The 17762-nt window shown below is 41.7% G+C and carries 9 protein-coding genes and 4 tRNA genes; 8 read left to right on the forward strand and 5 right to left on the reverse strand.

All coding sequences use genetic code 11. The features are described 5' to 3' along the window. The 7 genes from AB4140_RS07590 to AB4140_RS07620 form a co-directional block, all read left to right on the forward strand. Positions 1–3639 (forward strand): choice-of-anchor K domain-containing protein (locus AB4140_RS07590; protein WP_372000428.1); only part of this gene is annotated, 3639 nt, incomplete at its 5' end. 89 nt (positions 3640–3728) lie between these two features. After that, positions 3729–5903: a type I secretion system permease/ATPase gene (locus AB4140_RS07595; RefSeq protein WP_102519698.1), complete on the forward strand. Its 2175-nt coding sequence runs from the start codon at positions 3729–3731 to the stop codon at positions 5901–5903. Then, positions 5903–7285, forward strand: coding sequence for an HlyD family type I secretion periplasmic adaptor subunit (locus tag AB4140_RS07600; protein WP_102439728.1), 1383 nt, complete (start codon positions 5903–5905; stop codon positions 7283–7285). Before AB4140_RS07595 ends, AB4140_RS07600 begins: the two co-directional genes overlap by 1 nt. Before the next feature lie 25 nt (positions 7286–7310). After that, positions 7311–8732 (forward strand): TolC family outer membrane protein, encoded by a 1422-nt coding sequence (locus AB4140_RS07605; protein ID WP_372000430.1) that lies wholly within the window; start codon positions 7311–7313, stop codon positions 8730–8732. Next, a complete protein-coding gene (locus tag AB4140_RS07610) occupies positions 8732–9328 on the forward strand; it encodes an OmpA family protein (protein WP_102439735.1) in 597 nt (198 codons plus the stop codon). Before AB4140_RS07605 ends, AB4140_RS07610 begins: the two co-directional genes overlap by 1 nt. A gap of 99 nt (positions 9329–9427) precedes the next feature. Continuing rightward, positions 9428–10066, forward strand: coding sequence for a transglutaminase-like cysteine peptidase (locus tag AB4140_RS07615; RefSeq protein ID WP_102475774.1), 639 nt, complete (start codon positions 9428–9430; stop codon positions 10064–10066). A 5-nt stretch (positions 10067–10071) separates the two neighbouring features. Continuing rightward, on the forward strand, positions 10072–11994 hold the full coding sequence (locus AB4140_RS07620) for an EAL domain-containing protein (RefSeq protein WP_102439731.1): 1923 nt from the start codon (positions 10072–10074) through the stop codon (positions 11992–11994). Positions 11995–12212: 218 nt separating this feature from the next. Here AB4140_RS07620 and AB4140_RS07625 read toward each other — a convergent pair. The 4 genes from AB4140_RS07625 to AB4140_RS07640 all read right to left on the reverse strand — a co-directional run bounded on the left by AB4140_RS07625 (position 12213) and on the right by AB4140_RS07640 (position 12764). Continuing rightward, positions 12213–12289: transfer RNA gene (locus tag AB4140_RS07625), tRNA-Pro, on the reverse strand. A gap of 162 nt (positions 12290–12451) precedes the next feature. Next, positions 12452–12528: transfer RNA gene (locus AB4140_RS07630), tRNA-Pro, on the reverse strand. Positions 12529–12571: 43 nt separating this feature from the next. Then, a tRNA-His gene (locus AB4140_RS07635) sits at positions 12572–12647 on the reverse strand. A gap of 40 nt (positions 12648–12687) precedes the next feature. Next, positions 12688–12764 (reverse strand) — tRNA-Arg (locus AB4140_RS07640). Positions 12765–12971: 207 nt separating this feature from the next. On the opposite strand from AB4140_RS07640, the gene AB4140_RS07645 reads away from it, so the two are divergent. Next, positions 12972–15644 carry a diguanylate cyclase domain-containing protein gene (locus AB4140_RS07645; RefSeq protein ID WP_102439732.1) on the forward strand — a complete coding sequence of 891 codons (2673 nt, stop codon included), beginning with the start codon at positions 12972–12974 and terminating at the stop codon, positions 15642–15644. On the opposite strand, the gene rep is transcribed toward AB4140_RS07645, so the two are convergent. Further along, positions 15634–17646: a DNA helicase Rep gene (gene rep, locus AB4140_RS07650; protein ID WP_102439733.1), complete on the reverse strand. Its 2013-nt coding sequence runs from the start codon at positions 17644–17646 to the stop codon at positions 15634–15636. The genes AB4140_RS07645 and rep overlap by 11 nt on opposite strands. Positions 17647–17762: the final 116 nt, after the last annotated feature.

A 17762-nucleotide genomic window follows, 5' to 3' on the forward strand; every position in this document is an offset into this window, starting at 1 on the left:
GTCACCATGACCGATGGCGCCGGTGACACCACCGATGCCACCATCACCCTCAACGAACGAAATATTAACGAAGCACCAAATATCAGCGATCACATTGATATGCTCAATGACTCAATCATTAACGGTACCGCTGTTTATGATGTTAACGACATAAATTCATTAGGTGACACTGACCTAGATGGAGATAACCTGAGCTACAGCTTTGTTCTTTCAGATGGTTCCACCAGCCTAATTAGCGAAGATGGAGCTTTTGCCATCGACGAAGGTACTGGTGTGATAACGGTCAATGACACAACTAAAATCGATTACGATATTGGTAGCCAAATCAGCCTTACAGTTCAAGCTTCTGACGGAAGCTTAACTGACACAGCAACTGTTACCTTTGATTTAAATAATATCGACGCTGTCGATGATGCTGTTGGAAGTACTTTCTCAACCACTGCAGACTCATCCAACGGTTGGGTAAGTCCTACAAATGCTGATGGCGAAGCAGACTTTGTGATTAGCGCCAGAAATGCTGACGGCAGCACCGGAACACTGACTTATAACGATGGAACCAATCAATTAGGTGTCGGGGGCTCGCCAAGGTCTACAGATCAAGTAGAGAATCAAATTGAATATGATTCTGCAACTGGTACTTCAGAAGCAATTGTTGTTGATTTCAATGGCCTAGTTAATGAAGCAACCTTTAGTGTTTCTAAAATGTTTGCTGATGAAAATAGTGGTGAGCAAGGTACTTGGTACGCTTATTACAATGGTCAATTGGTCGCAACCGAAACCTTTTCAACAACTAGTGGCACAACCGGCACATTTACAATTAATACTGGCAGCCTTGTATTTGACCAGCTGGTATTTGAAGCTGCACCAACTATTAGTGAAGCAAATGGAGGGCCACAGCTCACTGACTCCTCAGACTACTACTTAGACTCTGTCACTGTCACAGGACCTGCACTAGTTGATGCTTATGTTGTCAATGAAAACGCAACATTAAGCATCACAGAAATCTCTGAAGGCTTATTAGCAAATGATATTGATGCTCAAGGTCATACGTTCACAATAAGTCATGTCAATGGCGACAATTTAGTTGATGGGGAAGTAATAACTCTCCCAAGTGGCGCGTTATTGACAATTAATGGCGATGGTACCTATAGCTATAATGCCAATAATGCATTCCGTAATTTATCTGCAGGTGAAGTCACAACTGACAGTTTCACTTATACGATTACCGATGAATATGGAGCAATAGATACCGCTACTGTAACTATCAATGTTATTGGACTTGATGAAGACGTCATCATCAATACCCCCGATGTGCTTCTAGTCGATGAATCTGCCTTAGCTGATGGTACTGGCTTTGTAAATAACGGGCAAACATTAGCAAGTGGTTCAACAAATATAGAAGTTAATGATGGCTTAGACCGTCTTGAAATTCAAAATGGGCTTAATACGACCACATTAACACTCGCTTCATTGCTCGTAGCTTCTGTAGCTAACCCAATTGTGATTGCAGGGGAGTATGGAACGTTAACGATTACTGGTTATAACGATGGTTTACTTGATTATAATTACTCCATAAATAGCGCACAAAATCATACTGGATCAAATAGTGAGTCACTATCTGATAATTTCCAAATAACTGCTTACGATATAGATGGTGATAGTGCCTCAGCAACATTATCTGCCGGAATTATTGATGACTTTTCAAAAGCAACAAATGATAACGTCACTATTGAGGTACTTGAAGATTCATTCGCTATTATAGGTGGTGTGCAAGCAACTTGGCTCTCGACAATTGGTGGCGCTAATATTGTCCGTTATGACGGTGATATCGGTAATGGCGGAGAAGATAACGATAGTGAATTCGATCAAATACGTTGGGGTAATCCTGTAACTGCAGGTCTGAAATCTGGATATGGCTTCATTGATAATGACACAGCTTTAAACGGCGAACTTGCTCTTAATCAGGATATTGTTTTAGGAACCTTTACTCATTATAACTATCCCATATACTCAGGAAGCTCCATAACAGGGGCTTCAATGGATGTGGTATTTAATGTCATAGACGCCTTTGGTGTTGTCACACCTGTAACATTAACCCTGAATTTAGCTCACAATGAAACGCCAAATGACGGACCAAATCCTGATGATATTGTAACTATCGAACAAACTAATGTAACGTTTAACTATGAAGGCGAACTTTATACTATTCAAGTAATTGGTTTTATAGATGAAAATGGTGATGTGGTAACTTCCATTTATACTGAAGAAAATGCCGCAACAAGCTACGATTTAGTTATAAGAATGGTTGCAGGTAATGGATACGAGTTACCGTATATCGAAGGTAATGTCATTGATAATGATATTACAGGAGCAGATGTTGATACGGTTGTGGTTGGTGTGGAGACTGGGGATCAAAGTGATACGAGCATCGTTGGAAATATAGGTACTGTGATCACAGGCACATACGGTAACTTGGTTATCAATACCGATGGTAGCTATCGTTACGATGTCACCATGGATAATAACCTTATCCCTGACAATGCCGTAGAAACTTTCACTTATACAATTAGAGATTCCGACGGCGATGAATCAAGTGCAACACTTTCTATAGACGTTAGCTTGGTTAATGTACAAGGAGTTCCTACTTCCACGTCTGATAATCTCAACGTAGAAGGTTCAAACTTAGCCGATGAAATTATTGTATTAGATGGAGAAAATGGCACTCAGAAACAGCTCAATGTTAGTTTCGGTGGAGGCTTATTCGGACAAATAACTAACTCTGATGGTAATTTGATTACAGACAATGGCAGCAACCTTACTAGCTTTAGTCAGAATAATAAGCAAATTATAAGCAGTAGTGAGGGTCATGACCATATCGAAACAGGTAAAGGAAATGACACTATTTATGCGGGTGCAACAGGATCAACTAATTATCAATCAGATGATGAACTTGAGTTAACTTCCGAAGAAATTGATACTCATCACATCATGACAGGCACACTTTCGGGCGCCGATAGCATAATAGATACTAATGGATTATTACTTACAGAGGACGTTACTTCAGCACAAGTAGATGCGGTCAATGGAGGTAGTGGCAATGATTCTATATTCGGTCAATCAGGCTCCGATATTCTTTATGGTCATACAGGAGACGATAATATCGATGGTGGCAGCCATAATGATGGGCTTAGAGGCGGTGAAGGCAATGACACCCTAATAGGAGGTCTAGGTGATGACATCATGCGTGGCGATAGTGGCAATGACACCTTCGTCTGGCAACAAGGTGAATTTGGTGCTGACCATATTACCGACTTCAACGTAAGCGAAGATAAGCTTGATTTAAGTGACATACTCGTGAACGAAGAGTACTCATCTTTAGAAGATTTGCTAAACATTACTGAAGCTAATGGATCTACCACTATTAGTATTGATGCAAATGGTGATGATGTCTTTGAACAACAAATTATTCTCGATGGAATCGAACTATCATCAATATATAGCAGCAATGAAGATGGGGTCATTATTAACGGATTAATTAATGATGGCGCTTTAATTGTCGATACCACAAATGAAGCTCCGGCTCCAAATACTATTATTGATCCTTTAGATCATAATCCAGATGGTAATATTATTCCTTAAATACAACACTTTGTTGACGCTACGTAGTAATATGTAAGCGTCAACTAAAGAGATTGTTAATAATTATAAATATGAAGGATCTATATTAGGTGCCAGCAACTGCATCAAACAATCAAGAACAGTGGACTATTTCAGCGTCCCAACGGACCACTGTTGATCCATTACTTGATTGCTTAGTCTTAATGACTGAACATTTTGGTTCGCCATGCTCAAGTGACTCACTTGCGGCAGGCTTACCATTAACTGGCGCTAACATCACTCCAGATTTACTACCGCAAGCTGCCTCGCGTGGTGGTTTGTCAGCTAAATTAACCCGTAAAGATCTTAATCAAATATCAGCTATTTTACTGCCTTGTATTTTACTGCTTAAAGATAAAAAAGCCTGCATATTACATAGCCTTGATATCGATGCTGACAAAGCAACCATTCAATTACCCGAAACCGGTGGAGAAGAAGTTCTCACCATTGAAGAACTAGAAACCCTTTATGTGGGTTATCTATTTTTAGTTAAACAAGAGTTTCGTGGCGATAACAGCTTTGATGTTCACATTCACGATAATAGTACTCACTGGTTACTACAAAGCATTAAAGACTCAGCACCCATCTATCGAGATGCCCTGATTGCATCTGTGCTAGTTAACTTATTCGCATTGGTATCACCATTATTCATCATGAATGTATACGATAAAGTGGTACCGAATTTAGCCTTTGAGTCATTATGGGTACTCGCCATTGGCGCAGGGATTGCCTATTTATTTGATCTTATTTTACGTCAGTTACGCAGCTACTTAATTGATGTTGCAGGTAAAAAAGTCGATATCATTGTTTCTTCAAAATTATTTGCCAAAGCAATTGGGATTCCACTATCAAAACGCTCCCCTAGCGTGGGCGGCATGGCAAGGCAATTAAGTGAATTTGACAGTATTCGAGAAATTTTAACCTCTGCAACCATCACCACCTTAGTGGACCTTCCGTTCGCCCTACTGTTTGTCACCATTATTTATATTGTTGCCGGCGACCTAGCGGTTATCCCAGTTCTTGGGGGGATTATCATTATCGGCTTTACGTTCTACATCCAACCAAAACTTAAGGCCGCAATTGAAGAAAGTAACCGCTTTTCAAGCCTCAAGCACGGCCATTTGATTGAAAGCTTAACGGCATTAGAGTCCATTAAAGCTAATGGCGCAGAAGGCCTAGTACAAAAAAGTTGGCAGCAGATGATAGGCCACACCGCTAACTGGCAGCTTAAATCTAAAAAACTCACTAATGCCGTCAGTAATGTGGCTAACTTTATTGTGCAGCTTACCGTCGTCTGCGTGGTGATCCTTGGGGTGTATCGGGTGGCTGATAATGCTATCTCAATGGGCGGCATTATCGCAGCGGTGATGCTTTCAAGCCGCGCGATCTCACCGATGGCGCAACTTGCAGGGCTAATTACTCGAGGCAACCAAACAGCAAGCTCGCTACGCCAACTTGACGAGGTAATGAACCAAGAAGAAGAGTTTGAAAACAAAGGCCATTTGGTTAGCAAACAGCGCTTACAAGGTAAAATTGATGCTGACAACATCGCTTTCAGCTTTCCTGAAGCCGAAAGACCTGTGCTACATCCGCTTTCCGTCCACATAAAACCCGGTGAGCGTATTGCTATTATCGGCCGTAATGGCTCAGGCAAAAGTACCTTAGCAAAACTGTTAGTTGGCTTGTATAAACCCACTCAAGGCAGCCTGCGTTACGATGGCTTAGATGCGGGTCAAATTCACCCCAGTGATTTACGTAAAAATTTCGGCTATTTGCCCCAAGATGTGACCCTTTTTCATGGTTCTATTAAAGATAATATTCTTTTTGGCACCCGTCAGGTGACAGAGCATCAACTTATTCGTGCAGTGCAGCTTTCTGGGGTCAGTATGTTTACTAACCTTGAGTCTGAAGGTTTAGATCAGCAAGTAGGTGAAGGCGGCTTGTCATTAAGCCGAGGGCAACGTCAAACCGTTGCATTAGCAAGAGCAACCTTAAATGACCCGCCCATCTTATTAATGGATGAACCAACAGCCAGTTTAGATGCTCGCGCTGAAAAACAGTTTATTCGCTCAATGGAGCATGTCAGTAAAGACCGCACTTTATTACTGATCACCCATAAGATGCACTTATTACGTTTAGTTGATCGCATTATCGTACTTGATAAGGGCCATATTGTTGCCGATGGCCCCAAAGATCGCGTGCTTGAAAAACTCAATAATGGCTTACTTGCAGGAGGGCGCAGTTAATGACTAACAAGCTCTCTAACCATGATTTAGACATGGTCGATGATGTTTATGGTGCCATGATGACCGAGTCACCACGTGGTCATCACCTAATCATTTGGTCAATTGCGGCCATGTTTATCTGCTTCTTTATTTGGGCCTATTTTTCTGAATTAGATCAGGTAACTTCAGGAATGGGCAAAGTTATCCCCTCTTCCCAAGTGCAACTCATTGATAGTTTGGATGGTGGCGTACTACAAGAAATCTATGTCCAAGAAGGCATGATAGTCACCAAAGGTCAGCCATTAGTCAAAATTGATGACATTCGCTTCCGCTCAGATTTCGCTCAACAAGAACAAGAGGTTTATAGCTTACAAACTAATGTGATCCGCCTGCGAACCGAGCTAGATAGTATTGTTATTTCTGACATGTCTTCAAACTGGCGCGAGCAAGTTAAAATCACGAAGCAGCCATTAGTTTTTCCTGATGAGATTATCAATGATGAGCCTAACTTAGTTAAAAACCAACAAGCTGAATACAGCGGCCGTTTAGATAATCTCAGCAATCAGTTAGAAATTTTGGTGCGCCAAATTCAGCAGCGCCAACAAGAAACTGAAGAGTTAAGCTCTAAAATTATCACCCTAACCAAAAGCTATCAGCTGATTTCACGGGAATTAGAACTCACTAAACCCCTAGCACAAAAAGGTATCGTTCCAGAAGTTGAGCTATTAAAACTTGAACGTACTGTTAATGACATTCAAGGTGAGCTTAAAACCTTACGTCTACTGCGGCCTAAATTAAAAGCCACTATGGATGAAGCTATCCTTAAACGCCGTGAGGCGGTATTTGTTTACGCTGCTGATTTACGCGCCCAATTAAATGAAATGCAAACTAAGCTATCTAGGATGAACCAAGCGCAAATAGGCGCGTTCGATAAGATCAGCAAAGCCATTATTACCTCACCCGTTAACGGCACCATTAAAACCCTACACATGAATACCTTAGGGGGTGTGGTACAACCAGGTGAAGAGATTATTGAAATTGTGCCATCAGAAGATCAGCTACTGATTGAGACTAAGATAACCCCACAAGATATTGCATTTTTACACCCAGGATTACCCGCAATCGTCAAAGTGACCGCTTATGACTTTACCCGCTACGGCGGCCTCAAAGGCACCGTAGAGCACATTAGTGCCGATACCAGTTTAGATGAAGAAGGCAACAGCTTTTATACCATCCGAGTACGAACCAAAGAATCAAATTTGATAAAAAAAGATGGCACACAGATGCCAATTATTCCGGGAATGCTTACCTCAGTAGACGTAATAACCGGACAAAGAACAATCCTTGAGTATATTTTAAACCCTATTTTAAGGGCTAAAGAAACTGCACTTCGAGAGAATTAAACAAAAAACCTGGAGGGTTTTTTACATGAAATTGAATATAACCCAGTGTCGTAAGTTAAGTATTTTGGCATTGGCAATGTCTGCATTTTTTGCAGTACCTACTCTAAACGCGCAATCGTTAGAACAAGCTGTCGCCCATACTTTGGATACTAATCCAGAGTTGCGTATTGCCTTTAATCGCTTTAAAGCCCGTGAGGAGCAAGTTAATCAAGCTGTGGCAGGTTATATGCCAACAGTTGATTTAACCGGCGCCTATGGTTGGGAGCAAACGGACAGCCCCTCAACCCGACGTAAAAGCCAGCCTGGTAACGATAATTTAGATGATGGCGTTATGGAGCTCGAACGTGGTGAAGCAGGTTTTAGCATCAAACAGATGTTATTTGACGGCTTCTATACCAGCAGTGAAGTTGATCGCTACTCATTTGAAGCCAGTGCTGAACAGTGGGTATTATTTGCCGCTGCTGAAGATATCGCTTTAGAAGTAAGTAAGGTTTACACCAATTACATTAAAGCTGAGCAGCTATTAGTGTTATCGGAAAAAAACCTCAGAAGTCATGAAGAAATATACGACCAAATTAAGCAGCGCACCGAATCAGGCTTAGGCTCCATTGCTGATTTATCGCAAATATCAGGTCGATTAGCTCGTGCTAACGCTAATGTTATGGCAGCTAAAAATAACCTATTAGATGCGAAAGCACAGTATATTCGTATTGTCGAAAAAGAACCTGATAACTTAGTTGCACCAGTGCCAGATATGGATTTGATGCCTGATAATATCGCTGAAAGCGTGCTGATGGCCCAAGAAAATCATCCGATCCTTAAATCTGCCAATAGCGATATTAACGCCGCAGATAAAGAACGAAAATCAGCGCAGTCAAATTACTATCCAAAGTTCTCATTAGAATTAAATGGTAATTGGAATAATGATGTAGATGGTGAAGATGGTTACGGCACTGGCAGTGCTCTCAACCCTAATGTCGGCGGCCATAATAACGATTTAGTCGGCATGGTACGAGTTAAATACAACCTTTTCTCAGGTGGTAAAGATCTCGCACGGGAAAAGGAAGCTGCTTACAAAATCAATGAGGCCAAAGAAATTCGTCAACGGGCACATCGCCAAGTTATTGAAGGGGTGCATTTATCTTGGAATGCTTATGAGATGCTAGCACCGCAAAAACGCTATATTCGCGACCATGTGATTGCCTCTAAAGATACCCAAGTAGCTTATTCTCAACAGTTTAATTTAGGCCAACGTAGCTTGCTGGATTTACTCGATACTGAAAATGAGCTGTTTCAAGCCCGTAAAGATTACCTGCAAACTGAGTTTGACGAAACGGCGGCAAAATATCGGCTGCTAAATGCAACGGGTAGATTGCTTGACTCGTTGCGGGTCACACGTCCAGATATTTGGCAAGGTGAACGTGATTATGAAGGTGGAGTAAGATGATGAAATATTTGTTTTTGCTACTTGTAATAAGCTTAGCAACTGGCTGTTCGATGCGAGACATTGTCACTATGGATACGGCCACGCAACAAGAGTTTGATCTTAATGATAATGATAATGACGGTGTGATTATGGCCCGTGAGCGCTGCTTAGAAACGGTCATTGGTGCTGATATCGACAATTATGGCTGCGCCACCGTAAGCAAAATTAATGAGCGCCAGGAGTTACACATTCTGTTTGAAAATGACTCAGCAGACATTAACCCACGCTTTTATCAGCAAATTGAACAAATTGCGCAATTAATGAAGCTGTACCCTAGCACCAATGTCACCATTGAAGGCCATTGCAGTAAAACCGGTAGCTATGAGCATAATCTACACTTATCTCAAGCCAGAGCACAAAACGTTACCCAAATATTAGCTGACACTTTTGCTATTAATCCGTCAAGGCTCAATGCCATTGGCTATAGCTACGATAGACCTATTGATGAATCTGACTCAGCCGAGGCTAATGAGGCTAACCGCCGGGTTATTGCTGAAGTGACTGGCGATGATTCAAAAACAGATATGAAGTGGCACATTTATACTGTTGATCAGTAAAAATTGTCATTGAGGTGCTAACAGTTGCCTGATAATGGCCGTTCGAGGTTAGAACGTATAAAACAATGTTGTCATTATTCACTGCTAGCATCTGCTTTGATGGTATCGGGGCTTTTTGCCGCGCCACCAGCGCAAATTGATGCAAAAAAAACCATTAATGCTTTAACTGAGCATTACGGTGAAAGAGCTGGAAAACGCGCCACAGCTTGGTTCAAAATCATCAATGAAGCACCGCAACTTGATGAGCTTGCCAGGCTAGAAAAGGTTAACCGTTTCTTTAACTTATTTAAGTTTGTTGACGATAAAGCCTTATGGGGCGAGTCTAATTATTGGGCTTCTCCGATGGAGTTTATTGGGGTCAATGCTGGTGATTGCGAAGATTTTTCTATCGCTAAATACTTTACCTTACTCCAAGTTGGTATACCTGAAGATAAACTCAGAATTACCATGGTAAAAGCCAAAACAGTAAACCAGTACCACATGGTGCTAGCTTACTATGAAACACCAGGCGCGGTACCACTGGTTTTAGACAATCTAGACCCGATAATAAAACCCGCGACAATGAGAAATGATTTAATACCTGTTTATAGTTTTAATGGTAAACAGTTATGGCTCAACAAAGAAAAAGGCCGAGGTGTGCTTGCTGGCTCCTCGTCACGTCTTGAAAAATGGAATGATTTAAAACTTAGATTGGGTATCGACCGCTTGCGTCAACCCAAACAAAAAATGGAGCAGTGACCAAGATGACCCTCTTTCGTCAAATCTATGCGTTACTTTTTGGTTTATTTTTACTGGTGGTGATCAGCTTAGGTTACGTGCAGTTTACTGAGACCCAAAGTTTCTTGAGTAAGCAGATGGAATCAGATTTAAATAATGCCAGTCATTCCCTTGGTATTATGCTCGTCCCTGCCCTTGAAAATGGTGATGATGTTGGCGCAGAAACCCTAGTCAATGTGATATTTGAAGGCGGTTATTACCAGCAAATTAAACTCACTTGGCTGGTTGATGGTAAGCAACAAGTGTGGAATAACGCCATCAGAATCGACGGTGTACCGCAGTGGTTTATTGACCTTGAGCTATTTAAAAGCATCACCAAAGAGACTGTCTTAACCTCAGGCTGGCTGCAATTAGCTAAAATAGAAATTACCGCTCACCCTGGGTTTGGCTACCATGAACTGTGGCGGATTATTTCTAATACCATTATCATTTTTTCCATTCTATTTTTATTGGCTATCGTCTGCGCTCGCTTTGGCTTAGGCTTTATTTTAAAACCGTTACACGACCTTTCAATTCATGCAAAAAAAGTGGCTAATCAGCAGTTTGGACCTGATATGCCAATGCCTAAAACTAAAGAGCTGCAAGAGTTAGTCAGTGCATTTAATAGCATGTCGGCACAACTTAAACAGGTATTTAACTCACTGGATGAAGAAGTCTCAGCCCTACGTAAGAAAAACCTCGTCGACCAGGTTTCAGGGCTGCCAAATCGACAATATATGGTCAGTCGAATTAATGGCTGGTTAGCAGAGCCTAGCAGTGGAGCAATATTCTTAGCCAAATTTGACTGGTTAGAAACAGTGCACAGTAAATATGGTTATCAAGTACGTGATGAAACCATTAAATTGCTGTCACAAAAGCTGCAGCACCATTTAGATGAGGTAGCACCTTCTGTTATTGGCCGTATTGCCGCCTATGAATTTGCTTTTTTGATCGCCGATGTTGAACATGAACAGCTAACTAAATACTTACAAACCTTACTCAGAACCCTTAATAAGGAAATATCAAAAGCAGGTTGTAAGCCCAACGAAGGCTTTGCGATTGGTGTTGCAGAGCGCATTGGTCAAATGACCGTCAGTGATATTTTAGCCCAAGCTGACAATGCACTGCAGCAGTCACTAAAAGACAATAAAGTGTTTCATTGGTTTGAAACCGACGAACAACAATTATTTAGCCGTGAGCAATGGCGCACTAATCTCACCGATGCGATTCGAAATAAAAAATTCCAGTTCAGATGGCAGCCTATTTTGCTCAATCGCAAAAAAGAGGTATGCCAGCGGGAAGTTTACTGCCAACTTACCGTCGACGACAAATTGCAACACGCAGGTCAATTTATGCCTTATGTTGAGTTATTGTCATTAGGCACCTTGCTGGATCAATGTTTAATTGAAACTGTGGTAGAAAACCGACTTTTAGAGCGAAATTATGAACCACTCGCTATTAACCTCACCTTTCAAAGTATTAGTGATATTCATTTTCACACTTGGTTGCAGCAGTTTTTACGTCATTGCAATTTCCCTGAAAGGATCTGTTTTGATATACCTGAAGCCAGTGTTTATAGTGATTTAGAAAACTGTGAAAAGTTATGCCATATTATTCGTGATAACGGGGCAACATTTGGTATTGATCATTTCGGCCGTCAATTTGGTTCAATGGCCTATTTACAAAGCCTGCGCCCAAGTTATGTCAAACTGGATCAATCCTTTGCCTATATGGAAGATGACCAACACAATATTGAGCTATGTAGAGCCTTATCGAATGTGGCCAAAGGCTTAGATATTCAAGTCATAGTCACCGGAATACAGCAGCAAACACAGTTAGAACGTTTTGCCTCCATGCGACTTGATGCTTACCAAGGCTTTATTTCACCACCGGTTTCCATCAACATTTAATTTATCCACCAATAAGGTAATTCATACCCAAAAAACCACATGCAAATGTGGTTTTTTATTATCTGTAACCTGCATTAATGTATAACAAACCCAGCGATGCTAACTAAACGTACCAACCATTGAGGTAACAAGGGAGTAGCTAAAAGGGGATGATGCTGCACAAAGAGTTTATTTGAAATACAAAAAAGCCACTCATTGAGTGGCTTTTTTGTTAAATGTGGTCGGTGATAGAGGATTCGAACCTCTGACCCTCTCGTCCCAAACGAGATGCGCTACCGGGCTGCGCTAATCACCGAAATTTTTACTGATATTCTAAGTCTTATAAGGTCAACCCTTTGCTTCACTCTAAAAGAGTGAGTGACGCGTTATCAACAACGCTATTCACTGAATGTAACTTTTTATACGGTAGGCCAATCTGATAGGATCAAAATAAATCACTAATTGGAATACTAAAATTTGGTCGGTGATAGAGGATTCGAACCTCTGACCCTCTCGTCCCAAACGAGATGCGCTACCGGGCTGCGCTAATCACCGAAGATGTTGCAATTACGACACTTCTAAAAGAAGTTAAATTGAATGGGGTGACTGATGGGGCTCGAACCCACGACAACCGGAATCACAATCCGGGGCTCTACCAACTGAGCTACAATCACCACTGACCTTTCAATTTTGCTAACAAGCTACTGTACCGAATGGTGCGCCCAGAAGGATTCGAACCTTCGGCCTTACCCTCCGGAGGGGTACGCTCTATCCAGCTGAGCTATGGGCGCTCGCCTTGGTTAGCGACGCACATAATAGGGATAAATCAGCTTCACGTCTACCTTTGTTTTTAATTTTTTTTCTGTTTGCTCATGTTTTGACTGAATTGGGATATTTTTGAGCATTTTTAATTATAAACTCATGTTGGTTCACATTATTGGTTAAGTTTCATATACTGAAACGTCAGTAAAAAGTCTTAAAGGAATTAAGGGCGTGCTATGGAAAAGGGAACCTTCCCCATATTTAGTTCAGATAATGTTGAGCACCTCAAAAGAAGAGTGTCACGACTAAGGCGTTTGCTAAGCAAATACAAACGTGCTGAAGTAATCCAAAATGCATTACTGGAAATTTCCAACATTGCCACTAACGCCATCTCCCTTGATGCTTTTTATCATGGCGTTCACTCTCACCTGCAAAAACTTATCCACGCTGATAACTTCTTTATTGCTGAACTCGATACCGACAGCAGTATTATTAGCTTGCCTTTTTTTGCCGATGAAAAAGATCCCCATCCAAGTGAGCTTTATCCAGATGAAGAAATATCAGCGCTGCTCAAACGGGGGATTACTGGCTACGTACTGAGAACTGGCGAGCCATTATTGTGTGATGATCAAGGTTTTGAGTCACTGGTAAAAGCAGGCGAAATAGATGACTTAGGTTCAGCCTGCCTGCAATGGTTAGGGGTACCAATTAAGCATAATGATAAGGTCACTGGCGTATTAGTTGTTCAAAGCTACAGTGATGACATCATATATGGTGAATTAGAATTAGAATTAATGGGCTTTATTTGCCACCATATCTCTGGGGTAATGGAACGTTTGCGTCATAATGAAGAGCTCGAAATTGCCATTGTGCAGCGAACTAAAGAGCTCAGTGATGCCTACGAAAAAGTAAAACAAGAGGTACAAGAGCGCGTAAAAGCTGAAAAGTTGCAATCAGCACTGTTTCAAATTGCAGATCTGTCGACCTCTGATGTTAGCCAATCTGTATTCTATCCACAGATCCACAAAATCATCAGCCAACTTATTCCTGCAGAAAATTGTTTTATCTCTTTAGTTAATAAAGCAAGCAATACGCTTTCTTTCCCCTTTTATGTCTCTAAGATGGCTTCAGAGCCGCCTAAGCCTCGTCCAATGCAAGATGGGCTAACAGAATATATTCTTAAGCATAAAAAGCCGCTACTGCTGCGCCAGCAAGATATTCAAGCATTAATTAAAGCCGGTGACATCTACGGCCATAATCCAGACTTAAACCACACTCACGCAATGGTGCAATGGATTGGTATTCCATTATTCATCCACGGTGAAGTCACCGGTGGGTTAACGATATACAGCTTAAGCGATAACGACTCTTTTGCGGTTAAAGATCTTGAGTTACTGACCTTTGTGTCACAACACATTGCCAATGCCATAGAAAAGAAATTAGCCGCAGAGCAGCTAAAAAGAAGTCATGAATTATTAGAAGACAAAGTCCAAAAGCGCACCCATGCTATCGCTGAAATGAATGACAATTTGCAGCGACAAATTATGCAGCGTAAAAAGATCGAAGCCCAATTAGTCTTTGATGCCAAACATGATAATTTAACCGGCTTACCCAATCGTAGCTTCTTTATGGAGCGCTTATCCCAAACCATTAAACATCTTAGGCGTAATAAAAATGAACAATGTGCATTATTGTTTATCGACTTAGATGGCTTTAAACAAATTAACGATACTTTAGGTCATTTAGAAGGGGATCGATTTTTAATTGAAACCTCAAAAAGATTAAAAGCGTGTATCCGTGATAACGATACCCTTGCACGTTTAGGCGGTGATGAATTTGTGATACTGCTAGACTCAATTCATCGTAAACAAGATGCTGAAGATGTCAGTGAACGCATACTTAAAGCCATCGCTCAGCCGTTTACATTAACCAGCCAACAGGTAATCTCCGGCGCTAGTATTGGCGTGGCTTATAGCGCAAAGAACACCTCCTATGACAGCGAGTCTATTTTACGTCATGCTGACACTGCTATGTATCAGGCAAAAGCCAAAGGTAAAGGTTGTTATGTGGTGTTTGATCAGCACATTGAGCAACACTTTAATCAAAGAGTGGAATTAGAGCAGGACTTCCAGCAGGCATTAGAAAATCACCATATAAATGTTAATTTAATCCCCGTGGTCGATTTTGATGGCCTGAGCATTTTGGCTTATGAGCCCATAGCCTCTTGGCAACACGCTACACATGGTAGTATCAGTCACCAACAACTGCAGTCATTGGCGAGTAAAACCCAAACTATCACCATTTTTGATGACTATATATTTAAATATATCGATAGTGGCTATAAGGCGTTAACTGACACCCTGGGCCACGCGCCACAAATTCACATGTCACTATCAAGCAAGCATATTAAGTTGAAATACGACTTACGAAGCTTAAAAAACACCATCAAAAATAGCCAAATCAGTCCAAGCCATTTATGGGTGTTTTTCCATGAAAAAGCCTTCGTTAAAGACCGAAAAAACCATATCACGGCCTTTGATACTTTAACTGAGCTTGAGGTTAATATCGGCATTAATGGTTATGGCACAGGTTATAGCTCGTTAAGCAGCCTCAGCTTCTTGCCAATAAAAGCCCTTAAACTGGATGCTGACGCGAGCCAACACTTACTGAATAGCAAACAATTGCAATTGGCTAAAGCATATTGCCTCATTGCATCGACCTTGGGGTTTGAAATGTTTGCTGATGGAGTTAATACTGACGAACAACTCACAGCGTTACGACAGCTGGGGTACTACCAAGGTCAAGGGCGCTTATTCTCTGCTAACGACATCTGTATAAAAACGCAGTTAGAGAAAATAGCTGACACCCAACAAGGTGCGGAGTGTCAGTTAGCTAAGCTTACTTCTTAAACATATCTCGCAAGTTAGCGATATTGCTTTTACCGGTTTGCAGCCTTTCTTGCTCAGTTTGCTTTGGTTTACGGTTTTCCCAAATCAAGTCATCTTGAGGCAGTTCCATCAAAAAACGGCTTGGCTCACAGCGCATGGTTTCACCAAACTGGCGCCGTTCTCGACACATAGTAAACCATAACTCTTTCTGTGCTCGGGTGATCCCCACATAAGCGAGTCGGCGCTCTTCATCGACATTGTCTTCATCAATACTCGACTGATGCGGCAAGATGCGCTCTTCGGTGCCCACCATAAACACATAAGGGTATTCGAGGCCTTTCGATGCATGTAGGGTCATCAGCTGTACTTGATCGCCGCCTTCATCCTCTTGGTTACGTTCCATCATGTCACGCAAGGTCAAACGGGTAACGACTTCAGGTAAGGTCATTGGTTCGTCCAAATCATCACCTTCAAGCATTTGAGTCACCCATTTATACAGCTCTGAAATATTCTTCATCCGCATTTCAGCTGCTTTAGCGCTGGTGCTGGTTTCATACAAATAATCTTCGTAGTTAATTTTACGAATAAGCTGCTTAATGGCGTCTACCGGTTCACCGCGGCTAGCTACTTCGCCGGTATCGACTATGAATTTACCAAACTGATATAACGACCCCATTGCCGCTGGCGACAGATGATGGTTTAGCTCAGCTTGAAAAATCGCTTCAAATAACGAGATGTGCTTTTCATTGGCATAACTGCCTAAACGCTCCAGTGTTGCAGGGCCAATACCACGTTTAGGAAGGTTAACAACCCTTAGGAAGGCATTATCATCATCTGGATTCACCACCAAGCGCAGGTAAGCCATAATGTCTTTAATTTCTGCGCGTGCAAAAAACGAAGTGCCACCTGAAAGCTTATAAGGAATGCGGTTAGTCATTAATGCACGTTCTAATAACCGCGATTGATGGTTACCCCGATACAAGATGGCATAATCACCAAACTGAGTACGGCCAACGAATTTGTGACGAATAATCTCCGCTACCACCCGCTCTGCTTCTTGCTCTTCATTGGCAGCAAATAGCACCCTAAGCGGCTCACCATAGGCTAGCTCACTGAATAAGGTTTTTTCATACACATGGGGGTTATTAGCAATTAAGATATTGGCCGCACGTAAAATACGTTGGCTAGAGCGATAATTTTGCTCTAGCTTAATCAAGCGCAGTTGCGGAAAATCTTTCCCTAGTAACACCAAATTTTGCGGTTTAGCACCACGCCATGAATAAATCGATTGATCGTCATCACCTACCACGGTAAATCGCGCACGCTCGCCAACTAACAGCTTCACCAGCTCATATTGGCTAGTATTAGTATCTTGATACTCATCCACCAGCAAGTATTGAATACGGGTCTGCCAGCGGGTTCTTACTTCTTCATTATGACGCAACAATAACGTCGGCAATAAAATCAGATCGTCAAAATCCAGCGCATTGTAGGCTTTCATTTGCTGGGCATAGCGCTGATAAAGCTTGGCAAATAATTGAGTTTGTTCGTCACCGCCACGTTTGAGCGCTTGATCAGGTACGACTAAATCACCTTTCCAGTTTGAAATGGCGCTAGCAAGCGCTTTGATGAGGTCTTTATCTTCTTCAAGCTCATCTTCTGTGAGCTCTTTTAATAATGCAAAGGTGTCTTGGTCATCAAACAGTGAGAAGCCAGCTTTTAAGCCCACCACTTTATATTCACGTTTAAGAATTTCTAAGCCTAAGGTATGGAAGGTTGAAATCCACAAACCGCGAGCTTCTTTACGCCCCATTGACTGCGATACACGCTCTTTCATCTCACGGGCGGCTTTATTGGTAAAGGTCACGGCAGCAATATTGCGCGCCTTGTAGCCACACTTTTCAACTAAATATGCAATTTTGTTAATAATTACCCGAGTTTTACCACTACCCGCCCCCGCTAAAACCAAGCAAGGTCCAGAAACATAGTGAACGGCATCATTTTGCCCAGGATTTAACTTCATGCTAACTAGATCACCAATAACGAAAATAAAAGGATCGTGATCATACCAGAAACCGCCAAGCTGCAATTAAAAATATCGATCGTTATGGTATTTTCGATCGTAATACTAAAAGTGAC

The sequence above is a fragment of the Shewanella sp. 10N.286.51.B2 genome, assembly GCF_041469265.1.
In the GTDB taxonomy this organism is placed as follows: Bacteria; Pseudomonadota; Gammaproteobacteria; order Enterobacterales; family Shewanellaceae; genus Shewanella.

Coding starts and splice junctions, on each gene's coding strand:
- AB4140_RS07610 (WP_102439735.1), top strand. CDS start 8,732: ATGAAATATTTGTTTTTGCTACTTGTAATAAGCTTAGCAACTGGCTGT.
- AB4140_RS07605 (WP_372000430.1), top strand. CDS start 7,311: ATGAAATTGAATATAACCCAGTGTCGTAAGTTAAGTATTTTGGCATTG.
- AB4140_RS07645 (WP_102439732.1), top strand. CDS start 12,972: ATGGAAAAGGGAACCTTCCCCATATTTAGTTCAGATAATGTTGAGCAC.
- AB4140_RS07600 (WP_102439728.1), top strand. CDS start 5,903: ATGACTAACAAGCTCTCTAACCATGATTTAGACATGGTCGATGATGTT.
- AB4140_RS07615 (WP_102475774.1), top strand. CDS start 9,428: ATGGTATCGGGGCTTTTTGCCGCGCCACCAGCGCAAATTGATGCAAAA.
- rep (WP_102439733.1), bottom strand. CDS start 17,646: ATGAAGTTAAATCCTGGGCAAAATGATGCCGTTCACTATGTTTCTGGA.
- AB4140_RS07620 (WP_102439731.1), top strand. CDS start 10,072: ATGACCCTCTTTCGTCAAATCTATGCGTTACTTTTTGGTTTATTTTTA.